This is a genomic window from Solwaraspora sp. WMMA2056, assembly GCF_030345095.1.
In the GTDB taxonomy this organism is placed as follows: domain Bacteria; phylum Actinomycetota; class Actinomycetes; order Mycobacteriales; family Micromonosporaceae; genus Micromonospora_E.
Window position 1 is genome coordinate 6,952,412 of sequence record NZ_CP128360.1, and the last position, 12,304, is coordinate 6,964,715.

Below are 12,304 nucleotides of genomic sequence, written 5' to 3' on the forward strand. Positions count from 1 at the left end.
AGGAGGACACCATGACCGTCGTACTCGCCGTTGTCTGCAGTGACGGGGTGGTGATCGGCGCGGACTCCCAGATCACCGACAGCGACCGCGGGATGAGCTTCCCCGCCCAGAAGCTGCACCCGCTGGGCGCCTGCGCCGCCTGGGGCGGCAGCGGCGCGCGGGGGGTACTCAACGACCTGCGTCCTCTCCTGGAGGACTCTGCCCCCGCCATCCTTGAAGCACCCGACATCGGCGACGAGTTGCAGGAGCGTGTCCTGCCCGTCTTCAAGAAGCACTACGAGAACTACATCCCGGACGTGCCCGGCGAGAACAGCGGCGGCGGGGTGTCGGCGTACCTGCTCGCGGCCGGCTACAGCCAGGGCGGGCCGTGGATCGTGGAGATCAACCCCAACGGGCTCATCGGCCGTTACGAGGACGTGGGCTTCCACGCCGTCGGCTCCGGCGCGCCCATGGCGCAGCAGGCCGGCGCGTTGCTGTCCCACTTCCGGATGACCACGCGCACCGTCGAGTACGGCGTGGTGGGCGTGGTACGGGTACTGGAGGCGCTGGATCGGACCTCGCCGTCGGTCGGCGGGCCGTTCAGCGTCGCGTGCATCCGCGAGGAGGGCGCCCACCACCTCGACGAGAAGGAGGTCACCAAGGCGCTGAAGGACGCCCAGCGCTGGCGCGACCTCGAACAGGAGGCGCTCGACCGGCTGTTCGATTGACGCCGACGGGTGATCGGCGCCGACCGGATTCATCGCCCGGCACTGCTGCTGCACATGTCGCGAAAGGCCGTCTCCGACTGGCGGAAACGGCCATTGAACTGGGTGGAGCTGAGGGGATTCGAACCCCTGACCCCCTCGATGCGAACGAGGTGCGCTACCGGACTGCGCCACAGCCCCCTGTACGGGTGGGCCCGCCGCCAGGCAAACCGGGCAGTGGACCGGCGACAAGGCTAACAGGTCGGGCACCTGGCACGCGAATCACTCCCGGCATGGCTCGACACCACCGCCCAAGATCCCGACGATCTTGCACTTATCGACCGACAATTCCGACAAAAGTCCTCGATAACCGCAAGATCGTCGTGGAGAAGGCCGTCGTGGAGAAGGCCGTCGTGGAGAAGGCCGTCGCGGAGAAGGCCGTCGCGGAGAAGGGGGTGGGTCAGGAGCGGGGGGTGTCGTAGCTGCGGCCGGCCTCGTAGGCCCGGCCACGCAGGCCACCGGTGCGGCGGTAGGAGACCGACCCGGTGACCCCACCGCCACCAGCACCGCTGCCGCGGCCACCACCACCGCTGGCTGCGGCCGGCAGGTCACGTGGGCGGTCCAGACCCATCGCGGCGCGACGCATCACCTCACGCTGGGCGGCGAGCCGGCGCTGCTGCTCCCGACGGGCCGCCGCCCGGCGGGCCTGCTCCCGACGCACCTCGGCCTGGCGCACCGCCAGCCAGGCGGCTTCCCGGGCCCGCTGGCGGCGACGGCGCCGCTCCATGATCGCCCGGTTCCGCAGGTGCACCAGGTAGGCGGCGAGCAGCAGCGCGGTGACCGCGAAGCCGATCCAGAAGCCCGGGCCGACCGCCAGGACGCCGATCAGCTCGACAAGGTTGAGCAGCAGCAGTGCGGCGAAGACCCGGCGACGACGGACCACCGCCGGGGTGTGCCGGCGGGTGCTGACCCGGCGGGGGTGGCGGCCGGCCGCCGGGACCAGGCTCAGCCGGCCGCCACGTCGGCGACCTTCAGCGCCTCCGCGACCACCAGGCGGCGCACTCGTCGGCGCGGCCGCGAGCGCCTCAGACGGGCTGCTCCCGCCCGTACCGTCACCGGCCGGCGCAGGCGGACGGAGGGTGAGCCGCCGGGCGCGGGGCGGATTCAGCGGGGTGCGTCCGGGCACGGTACGGCGACGGCGGCGGCGTTGCAGCACCCGCGCCGTCGACTGCGCCCGCTCCGCCACCAGGCGCTCGGTAGCGTCGTACCGGCGGACCAGTGCCGGTGCGAGGGCGAGCAGCCCGGCGGCGGCGAGGACGGCGAGGAGCACCGAGGTCGGCACCCTCACCCCTCCCGTCACCCCGAGGCAACCAGCCACCCGCACTCGAACATGAAGGCGTGATAGGTTGCCGTACCTTCTCGTTACTTGAGGTTACGGGCGTCCGACCAGGAATTTTGTACGCCGCGCCGACCACCGCCGACGGAATGGTTCAGTGTGCGCTGGCTCTCAGCCGCCGCCACCGGGCCAGCAGTCCTCCCTCGACCAGCACTTCTTCACTGGTCAGGGCGTATCCGATGTGGTCACGCCAGGCACCGTCGATGTGCATGTACCGGTGGTGGTAGGACTCCTCACGGAAACCCAATTTTTCCACCACCCGCCGTGACGGCAGGTTCTCGGGTCGGATGTTGACCTCGATGCGGTGCAACCCACCGGAGGCGAAGGCGTGGTCCACTGCCAGAGCCAACGCGGTCGGGATCACCCCGCGCCCGGCGACAGCCGTGTCCACCCAGTATCCGGCGTAGCCGGAGCAGAACGCGCGGCGCACGATGTTGCCGATGTTGAGGTGACCGACGAACCGCTGCGCACCCGACTCGACCAGGCAGACGGCGAACGGCATGCTCTCCCCGCGCCGGGCCTGCCGGCGCTGGTCGCGGTAGAGGTAGCGGAACGCGTCCGGCGAGTTCAGGTCGTACCACGGGCCGGGCGGCGTCGACTCCCAGGGCGCCAACCAGGCCTGGTTGCGGCGGCGGACCGCCGACCATTCGGCGGCGTCACTTCGCCGGTACGGGCGCAGGACCACCGGCCCGTCGGTGAGCACCACCGGCCAGCCCGGTGCCTCGTCCCCGATCACCGCTGCCGGTCCAGCAGCAGCACGTCGACGGTGGAACCGGCGGCGGCGGTGGTCACCCGCTCCCCGAGGACCAGCAGACCGTTCGCCTCGGCCAGCCCGGACAGGGTGAACGGCCCACCGGGCAGCGGCTGCACGGTGTAGCCGCCGCCGCGCCGCTCGGCGACGTTGGCCGGCCGGAACTCACGCAGACCTGCCGGTGACGAGACCGTCTCCAGCAGGTGGGCGCGCACGCTGGGGCGGAACACCGGCTCGGCACCGGCCAGCAACTGGATCACCGGCCGGCCGAGCACCTCGAAGCCGACCAACGCGGAACCGGGTTCACCGGGCAGGCAGACCACGGGCACCTCCTCGGCTCCGACCGTACCGAATCCGAGGGCCGTTCCGGGATAGAGCGCGACGTCGGTGAACTCGACCGGCCCCGCGCGGGCCCCTTCCCGGCGGGAGAAGATCCGCCGGACCATGTCCCCGGGCCCGGTGCCGGTGCCACCGGTGGTGATGATCAGGTCGGCCCGCATCGCCTGATCCTCGAGCAGCCCCCGCAGCCCCTCCGGATCGTCGTCGCAGATGCCCACCCGGTACGCCAGTGCGCCCACCTCGGCGACCGCCGCGGTGAGCGCGTGCGAGTTCGCGTCGACCACCTGCCCCGGCTGGCTGCTGCGACCCACGTCGACCAGTTCGTCGCCGGTCGCCACGATCGCCACCCGAGGGCTGGGCCGGACGACGACGTGCCCGATGCCGGTGGCGGCGAAGACCGCCACCATCGCCGGGGTCACATAGGAACCGGCGCGGGCCAGCACCGCCCCGGTCGGCAACTCGTCACCGGCGCGCCGCAGCCCGTAGCCGCGCCGCGGCACCTGGAAGATCTCCACCGCCGCCATGCCCTGGTCGGTCCAGTCGATCGGCACCACGACGTCGGCGGCGACCGGCAGCGGCGCGCCGGCCGCCACCGAGAAGCAGGTGCCCGGTGTCAGCCGGACCGGCCGCCAGCTCGCCGCGCCCAGGTCGCCGACCACGTTGAGCCGTACCGACCGGGGCTGCGCCGACGCCGACCGGCTGGCCGGGATCGCCTTGCCACCCCGGCCGGCCGGCGCGATGTCCTCCCACCGCGCCGCGTAACCGTCGATGACGGCCTGGTCGAACGCGGGAAAGGCGTGCGGCGCCACGACATCCTCGGCGAGGAGGTTGCCGTGCGCCTGGGTCAGGTCGAGGTCGAGCGGCGGCAGCGGCCGAATCCTGCGCAGCACGCTGCCCAGGTAGTCGGCGAGCGGCGTCAGCTCGTTGAAGGCCGCCTCGGCACCGGCCGTCGCGGTCATGTAGTGGGCACCCCGGGGGTGTCGGCGACGAACTCCTTCAGCCAGGCCCGGAAGTCGTCGCCGAGCCCGTCGCGCTGGCAGGCGATCTGCACCACGGCCTGCAGGTACCCCAGCGGCGCGCCGGTGTCGTAGCGGGTGCCCCGGTAGACGATGCCGTGCACCGGCGTTCCCTCGGCCAGCAGCATCGCCATGGCGTCGGTCAGCTGGATCTCACCGCCGCTGCCCGGCTTGGTCCGCTTGATCGCCTCGAAGATGCTGGCCGGCAGGACGTAGCGGCCGAGCACCGCCAGGTTGCTCGGTGCCTCCTCGGCGGACGGCTTCTCCACCAGGCCGGTGACCCGGACGATCTCGGCACCGTTCTGCACCGCGTCGGCGGCGGGTTCGACCGAGGCGATGCCGTACCGCTTGGTCTCGGCCGGCGGCACCTCCATGAACGCCAGGACGATCCCGCCGGCCCGGGCCTGCAGGTCGATCATGGCCGGCAGCAGCGGGTCGTTCTCGTCGACGAACTCGTCGCCGAGCAGCACCGCGAACGGTTCGTCGCCGATGTGGCTCTGCGCGCAGCCGACCGCGTGGCCCAGGCCGAGCGGCTCGTGCTGCCGGCAGGTGTAGATGTCGGCCAGCTCGCTGGGCCGGCGGACCGCGGCGAGCCGCTCCTGGTCGCCCTTGTCGGCGAGCCGGCCCTCCAGATACGGCTGCCGGTCGAAGTGGTCGACCATCGAGGTCTTGCCGCGACCGGTGATCAGCAGGACGTCGTTGATCCCGGCGGCGGCGGCCTCCTCGACGATGTACTGCAGGACCGGCCGGTCGACCAACGGGAGGAGTTCCTTCGGTACGGCCTTGGTGGCGGGCAGGAACCGGGTGGCGAGCCCGGCGGCGGGGATGACCGCCTTCACCGCCCGCCGGTCCGTGCCGGCGGTGGGGGTCGTTGCTGGGGTGGCTGCATGCTCCGACATGCCGCGAGACTATCGGCCACGGGTCTGTCGCGGCGGTTGTGGCCCGAAAGACGCGCCGCCGCCGGGGGTCTGTCCGCCCTCCGGGTCGGCCGCCGCGCCACCGGCGGGGACCCGGGCGGTGCGTTGCGGAGCCCGGTTGGCCACCTGGAACGTGTCGCGGCCAGCGGCTTTCGCCGCGTACAGCGCGTCGTCGGCGACATCGAGGACGGCGTCTCCGCCGTCGGCGTGGTCCGGGTAGACGGCAATCCCGATCGATACGGTGACCGAGACCGTCGCCGGTCCCCGCCGACCGGAGCCGGTGTGCGGTTCGACCCGGAACGGGCTGGCCCGGATCACCTCGCAGAGTCGCTCGGCGACGATCACGCCGCCGCGTACGTCCGTCTCCGGCAGCAGCACGACGAACTCCTCGCCGCCCTGTCGGAAGGCCAGGTCCACTTCGCGGATCTCCATGCGTACCCGGCGGGCGAACTCGACGAGCACGGTGTCCCCGGCGCCGTGCCCGTACGTGTCGTTGATCTCCTTGAAGCGGTCCAGGTCGAGCACGAGTACGGCGAGCATCCGGCCGAACCGGTTGGCCCGCTCGATCTCCCGGTTGATCGACTCCCGCAGGTGCCGGTAGTTCCACAGCCCGGTCAGCGGGTCGGTCACCGACAGCCGCTCCGCCTCCTTGTGCATCCGGACGTTGTTGACGGCGACGGCCGCGTGCCCGGCGAACGTCCGCAGCGTCATCAGGTCGGCGTCGTCGAACTCGTCCCCACCGAGGCGGTCGTAGACGGCCAGCACCCCGAAGGCCGCCGGACTGGTCGACTGGCGGCGGGCGGACCCGCGCTGACCGGCGGACCCCGCGCCGGCGGTCGCGCCGTCGTCGCTCCAGTTCGGCACCGAGAACGGCACCGCCACGTAGGTCCGGCAGGCCGGCTCGTACGCCGACAGCACCGGGCCGTCACGTTCGATCCGACCCCGCCGGGGTTTGCCGCTGACCGCGACCGAGCCGAGCAGGCCGCTGCCGAGCGGGACCTGCAGGGTGTCCGACGGTGCCGGTGCCGCGCCCGGTGGTACCGGCACCGCGCCCGCCGGCGTCGGTGTGGCACTGATGGCCGCCGGGTCGGAGCCGGCCGGTGGTCGCGGCTGGGACGACTGCCCGACCAGGACGCCGGCGGCCGGGTCGAGCACCAGTACGGCGCCGTCGCGGCCGCCGGTGGCAGCGAGCGCGGTCTGCAGGATCACCCGCAGGATCCGTTGCAGGTCGTGGGTGCTCGACAGGGTGTCGCCGAGGATCGTCAACTGGCCGCGCAGCTGGTCCCGGCTCGCGGTGAGGGCCTGGACGTAGGAGTGGGCCTCCCGGGTCATCCGGTTGAAGATCGTCGCCAGTTCACTGACCTCGTCGGTGCCGCGTACCGGCACCCGCGCGGTCAGGTCGCCGTCGACGACCCGGCTGGCCGCGTGCGCGAGCTCGGCCAACGGTTGGGTGGTGGAGCGGGCCAGCCACCAGGCGGCGACGACGGCGAGCAGTCCGGCGAGGACGACGGTGGCCACCAGGATCGTGTACAGCCCGGACAGCTGCTCCCGTGGGGTGGACAGGGCCAGCGGCAGCGGCTGGCCGTCGGCCGGGCCGAGCCGCCGGACGTGTCGTCCGGTGTCGTCGGTGGCGGTGTCGCCGTCGGTCAGGGCGGCGGCGGTCGCCGCCACGCTGGTGCGGACCGTCGCCGGTTCGGTGCTGTAGACCACCGTCGTGGCGTCGGTGTCGGCGAACAGGGTCACCCCGACCCCGCTGGCGGCGGCGAGCCGGGTGACGAACGTGGCATCCAGCAGCTGCGCGGCCGCGACCTGGCCGACCAGGCTGCCGGCCGGGTCGCGGACCTCCACGTGGGCGACGACGGCCAACGCGTCGGTGGTCGGCCGGTCGGTCGGCGCGGAGTCCGTCGCGGCGGCCCCGCCGGCGGCGGTGCCGCTGAGACAGCCGATCCACGGCGACGGTGGCGGGTCGCCGATCTGGGCCACCACTGTGCCGTCGGCCCGGCTGACCCGCACCGTCGAGGCGATCCCCCGGGCCACCACCTGGTTCGCGGCGTCGGTGACCTGCCCGGGTTCGGGCAGTACGGCGATCGACCCGGCCGCCGCCTCCAGCTGCGCGCACATGGCGTTGATCGAGGTACGGACACTGGCGGCGGCCAGTTCCAGCCGCTCCAGCGACCGGCTCTGCCCGACGGCTGCGACGGTGGCGCCGACGAAGAACGCGCCGAGCAGCACCGGTCCGAGCACGACCAGGAGGAAAGCGGTGGTCAACCGTCCACGCAGGGTCACGCTTCCCCCAGAGGATTCTGCACCTGTTGCTGCGATGCTGACACAGCTCGGAATTTTCGCGGCGGTTGCCACCAGGAGTGTTGAGTGTCGGATTTTCCCGATGAAGCGAACGGGTACGCATCGACCAAGGGCCGGGTCCGTACCGACATCCTCGCGCGGCGGCGCAAGTTGACCGTCGCGCAGCGGGCCGCAGCCGACGACCGGATCGCCGCTGGGCTGCGCGAACTGCTCGCTGTGCGGCGCCCCAGCCTGGTCGCCGGGTACGTTCCGTTCGGCACCGAGCCCGGTGGCGACGGTCTGCCGCTGCTGCTCGCCGAAGCGGTCGGCGGCACCGACCGGGTGCTGCTGCCGGTCCTGCTGGCCGACCGGGACCTGGACTGGGTGCCGCTGCACGACCCGGCCGGTGAACGGTGGGGCACGGCGGCGGTTGCCGGCGTGGACCTCGTCGTGGTGCCGGCGCTCGCCGTCGACCGGCGTGGGGTGCGGCTGGGTCGCGGCGGCGGTTCGTACGACCGGGCGCTGGCCCGGGTGCCCGCCGGAGTACCGGTCGTGGCGCTGCTGCACGACGGGGAGCTGCTGCCCCGACTGCCGGCGCAGCCGCACGACCGACCGGTGACGGCGGTGGTCACTCCTGGCGGGCTGCACTGGTTGGCCGATCAGGGTGGTGGCCGTCCGGCGGGGTGAGCCGGACCGGCTCCCGCTGGACGTACCGGGGTCCGATGACGCACCATTGGCACTCGAACAGGTTGAGTGCCAAACGGCCAGCCAAGCTCGGAGGAGACCGTGCCTACGTACCAGTACGCCTGCACCGCGTGCGGACACCAGCTCGAGGCGGTGCAGTCCTTCACCGATGAACCGCTGAGCGACTGCCCGTCCTGCGAGGGCCGGCTCCGCAAGGTCTTCAACTCGGTCGGCATCGTCTTCAAGGGCTCCGGGTTCTACCGGACCGACTCCCGCAGCGGCGACGGCAAGGGCGCGGCCGGCAACGGCTCCTCGACCGGGTCGGAGAAGTCGGCGACGGAGAAGAAGGACTCCGCTGCGGCCAGCGGCTCCGGATCGACCTCAAGCTCCGGATCGGCCTCGGGCTCCGGATCGACCTCAGGCTCCGGATCGTCGTCGAACGGCGGTGCGGCCTCCAGCGGCAGCGCACCGGCCGGCTCGACCTCGTCGTCCAAGGCCTCGGCCGGTGCCGGGTCGGCCAGCTGACCGGCGCTCAGCCCCAGTGCGGCGGGCGCTGCTCCAGCAGCCAGTCGTCGTGCTGCCCGACCCGGTCGCCCCAGCCCTGATCGGTGTCGTCGCGGGTCTGCTCCGGTAGCAGCGGCGCGTCGTCGTCGCCGAGGTCGACGACCCGGTCGGCATCGCCACGGGCGTCAGCGGGGACGGCATCCAGGTTCGGCACGGTCCCCAGGCTACCGGCCGGGAACTGCTGCCGACGCCACCGGCCGAGGGTTGGTAGCGTCGTCGACCGTGACGACAGATGACGGCCCGGCACCGGACGCGTACTGGCGACGCCCCGATCCGTCGTCGGACGGCCCGGCCGACGACGCCGGCCCGGGCCGGGGCGCTCCCCCTGCGCCGGCTGTCCCGCCCTATCCCGGACCGCCCGTCGGTGCCCCGCCACCGCCGGGCTGGCGGCCGCCGCTGGTGGTCAACCCGGCCCCGCCCGGTGCGCTGCCGCCGCAGGACACCGCGGCGGTGGACAGTGCCGAACGCAGCGCCCGTACGGTGACCTACGGGGTCGGCATGATCGCCGCCGCCGTCATGATCATCCTGACCTGCCTGCTCTGCTCCCGACTGATTTTCTGAGCCCGGCCGGCCGACCGGCCTGTGGCCACGGCCACCACCGGCACGGCGTCGTCTTGTCCCGCACCCACCTGCGTGTTTCGATGGACAGATGCGGGCGGAGGAGGAGCTGCGGAGCCGGGGCCTACGGGTGACCCGCCCCCGGCTCGCCGTGCTCGAGGTCCTCGCCCGGGGCGGGCACCTCGGGGTGGACGACATCGCCCGACAGGTCCGCGACCGCATCGACTCGGTCTCCACCCAGGCCGTCTACGACGTGCTGAACGCGCTGACCCGGGCCGGACTGGCCCGGCGCATCGAGCCGGCCGGCGGCGCGGCCCGGTACGAACGACGCACCGGGGACAACCATCACCACGTGGTCTGCCGGCGCTGCGGGGTGGTCGGCGACATCGACTGTACGGTCGGTGCCGCCCCCTGCCTGGAGCCAAGTGCCGACCATGGCTTCGTCATCGACGAGGCGGAGGTCACCTTCTGGGGGCTGTGCCCCGACTGCCAGCAGCGGGCGGCGGGATGACCGACGCCGCAAGTGGGCACCGGTCCGCCGACGGCGACGGTGAGCACCGCTCCGCCGACGGCGACGGTGGGCACCGGTCGTCCGACGCGGACGACCTCGGGCTGTTCGGGCCCCACTCGGTGACCTGGCGGGTACACGACGAGCCCATCCTGATCGTCGCCGGGCTGCGCAGCCTCTACCTGCAGGCGTTGCACCCCCGGGCGATCGCCGGGGTGGCGCAGAACTCGCACTACCGCGCCGACCCGTTCGGCCGGCTGATGCGCACCTCGATCTACGTGGCGACCACCGTGTGGGGCACCACCGCCGAGGCGAACGCCGCCGCCGCCCGGATCCGCCGACTGCACGCCCGACTGCGGGCCACCGACCCGGCCACCGGAGTGGAGTTCCGCATCGACGAGCCGGAGCTGCTGCGCTGGGTGCACGTGACCGAGGTCGAGTCGTTCCTGTCCACCGCGACCCGGGCCGGGCTGGACCTCACCCCCGCCGAGATCGACCGCTACTACGCCGAGCAGCGGCGCAGCGCGGAGCTGATCGGCCTCGACCCGGCGACTGTTCCCGGAAGTGCCGCCGAGGTCGCCACGTACTACCGGGCGGTCCGCCCGCAGCTGCGGATGACCCGGGACGCGGCGGACACCGCGTTGTTCCTCACCGCGCCCCCGGTGCCCGGCCAGCTCAGCCTGCCGTGGCGGATCGGGCTCGGGTTCGGCCCACCCCGGCTGGCGTACCTCGGGGTGGCCGCCACCGCGACGGGCCTGCTGCCGGCGTGGGCCCGGCGCATGTACGGCGGTCCCGGCCTGCCGACCACCGACGTCTGTGCGGCGGTGTCCGCGCGTGGCCTGCGGCTGGCACTGCGGGCGGTGCCCCGCAGCCTGGTCGAGGGCCCGATCCGGCAGGCCGCCCGACGCCGAGCCGAGCAGGCTGCCCGTGACGCCGAGCAGGCGGGGCCAGCCCGCGACGGGGCCGAGCAGGCGGGCCGCGACGGCGGGCCGGTCAGTCCTCGGCCGCGGCCCGCGGCTGCGGCGACGGGTTGAGCAGCCGGTCGACCGCCGCCCACTGCTGCTGCTCCGGATAGCCGGCCCCGGCCGGGCAGGTCCGGCGGTAGTCACACCATCCGCAGAGCGTGCCGGGCGTCGCCGGGAACGCCTCGTCCGGATCCGTCCCGTCGGCGACCGCCCGCTGTGCGGCGGTGATGTCCCGGGCGGTCGCCTCGGCCCGCGCCACCTGCCGGTCCAGCGACTCGTCGCTGTGCTCGAACGCGCTGACCGTACCGGTCGGCAGGTGGTGCAGCTCCACCCGGCGACAGGGCCGGCGGAACGTCCGCCGCGCGGCGTAGGCGTACAGCGCCAGGGCCTGCGACCCACGGGCGTCGTCCGAGGTCAGACCGGACCGACCGGTCTTGTAGTCGACGATCACCGCCTCCGAGCCGTCCGGCCCGGGTCGGGCGTCGATCCGGTCGGCCCGACCATTGAAGGCCAGCACCGACGTCTTGACCGCGACCACCCGTTCCACCCCCAACGGCTCGACCGTCGGGTCCAGCGCACCGAGATACGCTTCCAACCACTGCAGCGCCTGCCGGTAGGCGGCCCGTTCCTGCTCGTCGTCACGGTAGCCGTCGCGTACCCAGGTGTTCTTGAGCAGCGCGGCCGCCGCCTCCGGACGGCGCTCGGGCACCGGCCGGGCGTACCAGGCCCGCAGCGCCGTGTGCACGCTGGCCCCGAGCGAGTTGTGCGCCCACGGTGGCCCCTTCGGCGGGGCGGGCCGGTCCAGGTAGGTGTAGCGGTAGCGGCGGGGGCAGTCGGCGTAGGCGGCGAGTTTGCTCGGCGTACAGACGAACAGCTTCTCGGGCATACCGTCGAAGCCGAGCTGCTCGGCCTGGGGCGCGCCGGCACCTGGGCGCCGCTGGCCCGCTGGGGAGGAAGGTCGGGGCACCCGCCGATCCTGCCACGGCACGCTCACCACCGCGTGGCCGAGGGTCAGCCGCCGGCCACATAGGAGCGGACGAAGGCGGCCACCGCGTCGGCGATCAGCTGGACCGCGATCGCGGCGAGCAGCAGCCCGGCGATGCGGGTCAGCACCTCGATACCACCGGGCCGCAGCACCTTGACGATGAACCCGGAGAAGTGCAGCGTCAGCCAGACCACCACCATCACCGCGACGATGCCGAGCGCGATCGCCACGTAGTCGGCGGTCGCCTCGGCCCGCTGCACGAACAGCATCGTCGCCACGATCGCCCCCGGCCCGGCCAGCAGCGGCGTGCCCAGCGGGACCAGCGCGATGTTCGACGTCGACTGCTGCCCGGGGTCGTCGGCCTTGCCGGTGAGCAGTTCCAGCGCCACCAGGATCAGCAGCAGGCCACCGGCGGCCTGCAGCGCCGGCAGGTCGATGTGCAGGTACGCGAGCAGGGTCTGGCCGGCGACCGCGAACACCACGATCACCCCGAGCGCCAGCGCCACCGCCTGCCAGGCGGCCCGACGGCGTTCCCGCAGCGGCAGCGCCCCGGTGAGCGCGAGGAAGATCGGCACCATGCCGGGCGGGTCGGTGATCACCAGCAGGGTCACGAAGACCTCGCCGAACAGCTTGACGTCCACCCGCTCAACCTAGT

The 12,304-nt window shown here is 73.2% G+C and carries 14 protein-coding genes and 1 tRNA gene; 6 read left to right on the forward strand and 9 right to left on the reverse strand.

Going from position 1 to position 12,304, the window contains the following annotated elements; all coding sequences use genetic code 11:
• The first annotated feature begins 11 nt into the window (after positions 1 to 11).
• Positions 12 to 707 carry a proteasome protein gene (locus O7608_RS31560; protein WP_289208000.1) on the forward strand — a complete coding sequence of 232 codons (696 nt, stop codon included), beginning with the start codon at positions 12 to 14 and terminating at the stop codon, positions 705 to 707.
• Between the two features lie 103 nt (positions 708 to 810).
• Here the strand turns inward: O7608_RS31560 and O7608_RS31565 are convergent.
• The 6 genes from O7608_RS31565 to O7608_RS31590 all read right to left on the reverse strand — a co-directional run bounded on the left by O7608_RS31565 (position 811) and on the right by O7608_RS31590 (position 7,388).
• A tRNA-Ala gene (locus O7608_RS31565) sits at positions 811 to 884 on the reverse strand.
• 259 nt (positions 885 to 1,143) lie between these two features.
• Positions 1,144 to 2,031: a divisome protein SepX/GlpR gene (sepX, locus tag O7608_RS31570; RefSeq protein WP_289208001.1), complete on the reverse strand. Its 888-nt coding sequence runs from the start codon at positions 2,029 to 2,031 to the stop codon at positions 1,144 to 1,146.
• Positions 2,032 to 2,173: 142 nt separating this feature from the next.
• Entirely contained in the window at positions 2,174 to 2,815 is a 642-nt protein-coding gene (locus tag O7608_RS31575; protein ID WP_289208002.1) for a GNAT family N-acetyltransferase, read from the reverse strand.
• Positions 2,812 to 4,128 (reverse strand): molybdopterin molybdotransferase MoeA, encoded by a 1,317-nt coding sequence (locus tag O7608_RS31580; RefSeq protein ID WP_289208003.1) that lies wholly within the window; start codon positions 4,126 to 4,128, stop codon positions 2,812 to 2,814. The genes O7608_RS31575 and O7608_RS31580 overlap by 4 nt, the downstream gene beginning before the upstream one ends.
• Positions 4,125 to 5,084 carry a UTP--glucose-1-phosphate uridylyltransferase gene (locus tag O7608_RS31585; protein WP_289208004.1) on the reverse strand — a complete coding sequence of 320 codons (960 nt, stop codon included), beginning with the start codon at positions 5,082 to 5,084 and terminating at the stop codon, positions 4,125 to 4,127. The genes O7608_RS31580 and O7608_RS31585 overlap by 4 nt, the downstream gene beginning before the upstream one ends.
• A 9-nt stretch (positions 5,085 to 5,093) precedes the next feature.
• Positions 5,094 to 7,388 (reverse strand): diguanylate cyclase, encoded by a 2,295-nt coding sequence (locus O7608_RS31590; RefSeq protein ID WP_289208005.1) that lies wholly within the window; start codon positions 7,386 to 7,388, stop codon positions 5,094 to 5,096.
• Positions 7,389 to 7,472: 84 nt separating this feature from the next.
• On the opposite strand from O7608_RS31590, the gene O7608_RS31595 reads away from it, so the two are divergent.
• Both O7608_RS31595 and O7608_RS31600 read left to right on the forward strand, forming a co-directional pair.
• Positions 7,473 to 8,072, forward strand: coding sequence for a 5-formyltetrahydrofolate cyclo-ligase (locus O7608_RS31595; RefSeq protein ID WP_289208006.1), 600 nt, complete (start codon positions 7,473 to 7,475; stop codon positions 8,070 to 8,072).
• Positions 8,073 to 8,171: 99 nt separating this feature from the next.
• Positions 8,172 to 8,594 carry an FmdB family zinc ribbon protein gene (locus O7608_RS31600; RefSeq protein WP_289208007.1) on the forward strand — a complete coding sequence of 141 codons (423 nt, stop codon included), beginning with the start codon at positions 8,172 to 8,174 and terminating at the stop codon, positions 8,592 to 8,594.
• A gap of 7 nt (positions 8,595 to 8,601) precedes the next feature.
• On the opposite strand, the gene O7608_RS31605 is transcribed toward O7608_RS31600, so the two are convergent.
• Positions 8,602 to 8,787, reverse strand: coding sequence for a hypothetical protein (locus O7608_RS31605; protein ID WP_289211152.1), 186 nt, complete (start codon positions 8,785 to 8,787; stop codon positions 8,602 to 8,604).
• Positions 8,788 to 8,855: 68 nt separating this feature from the next.
• Here O7608_RS31605 and O7608_RS31610 point away from each other — a divergent pair, with 68 nt between their 5' ends.
• The 3 genes from O7608_RS31610 to O7608_RS31620 all read left to right on the forward strand — a co-directional run bounded on the left by O7608_RS31610 (position 8,856) and on the right by O7608_RS31620 (position 10,733).
• On the forward strand, positions 8,856 to 9,194 hold the full coding sequence (locus tag O7608_RS31610; protein ID WP_289208008.1) for a translation initiation factor 2: 339 nt from the start codon (positions 8,856 to 8,858) through the stop codon (positions 9,192 to 9,194).
• An 88-nt stretch (positions 9,195 to 9,282) separates the two neighbouring features.
• Positions 9,283 to 9,702, forward strand: a complete 420-nt coding sequence (locus O7608_RS31615; protein ID WP_289208009.1) for a Fur family transcriptional regulator — start codon at positions 9,283 to 9,285, stop codon at positions 9,700 to 9,702.
• Entirely contained in the window at positions 9,699 to 10,733 is a 1,035-nt protein-coding gene (locus O7608_RS31620) for an oxygenase MpaB family protein (protein WP_289208010.1), read from the forward strand. The genes O7608_RS31615 and O7608_RS31620 overlap by 4 nt, the downstream gene beginning before the upstream one ends.
• On the opposite strand, the gene O7608_RS31625 is transcribed toward O7608_RS31620, so the two are convergent.
• Together O7608_RS31625 and O7608_RS31630 are read right to left on the reverse strand one after the other, a co-directional pair.
• Entirely contained in the window at positions 10,693 to 11,550 is an 858-nt protein-coding gene (locus tag O7608_RS31625; RefSeq protein ID WP_289211126.1) for a RecB family exonuclease, read from the reverse strand. The two genes, O7608_RS31620 and O7608_RS31625, sit on opposite strands and share 41 nt — an antisense overlap.
• 125 nt (positions 11,551 to 11,675) lie before the next feature.
• Entirely contained in the window at positions 11,676 to 12,290 is a 615-nt protein-coding gene (locus O7608_RS31630) for a MarC family protein (RefSeq protein ID WP_289208011.1), read from the reverse strand.
• Between the last annotated feature and the right edge of the window lie 14 nt (positions 12,291 to 12,304).

Bases quoted from the DNA above. Each gene is read 5' to 3' on its own strand.
- O7608_RS31560 (WP_289208000.1), top strand. From the start codon at position 12: ATGACCGTCGTACTCGCCGTTGTCTGCAGTGACGGGGTGGTGATCGGC.
- O7608_RS31580 (WP_289208003.1), bottom strand. From the start codon at position 4,128: ATGACCGCGACGGCCGGTGCCGAGGCGGCCTTCAACGAGCTGACGCCG.
- O7608_RS31585 (WP_289208004.1), bottom strand. From the start codon at position 5,084: ATGTCGGAGCATGCAGCCACCCCAGCAACGACCCCCACCGCCGGCACG.
- O7608_RS31615 (WP_289208009.1), top strand. From the start codon at position 9,283: ATGCGGGCGGAGGAGGAGCTGCGGAGCCGGGGCCTACGGGTGACCCGC.
- O7608_RS31620 (WP_289208010.1), top strand. From the start codon at position 9,699: ATGACCGACGCCGCAAGTGGGCACCGGTCCGCCGACGGCGACGGTGAG.
- O7608_RS31625 (WP_289211126.1), bottom strand. From the start codon at position 11,550: ATGCCCGAGAAGCTGTTCGTCTGTACGCCGAGCAAACTCGCCGCCTAC.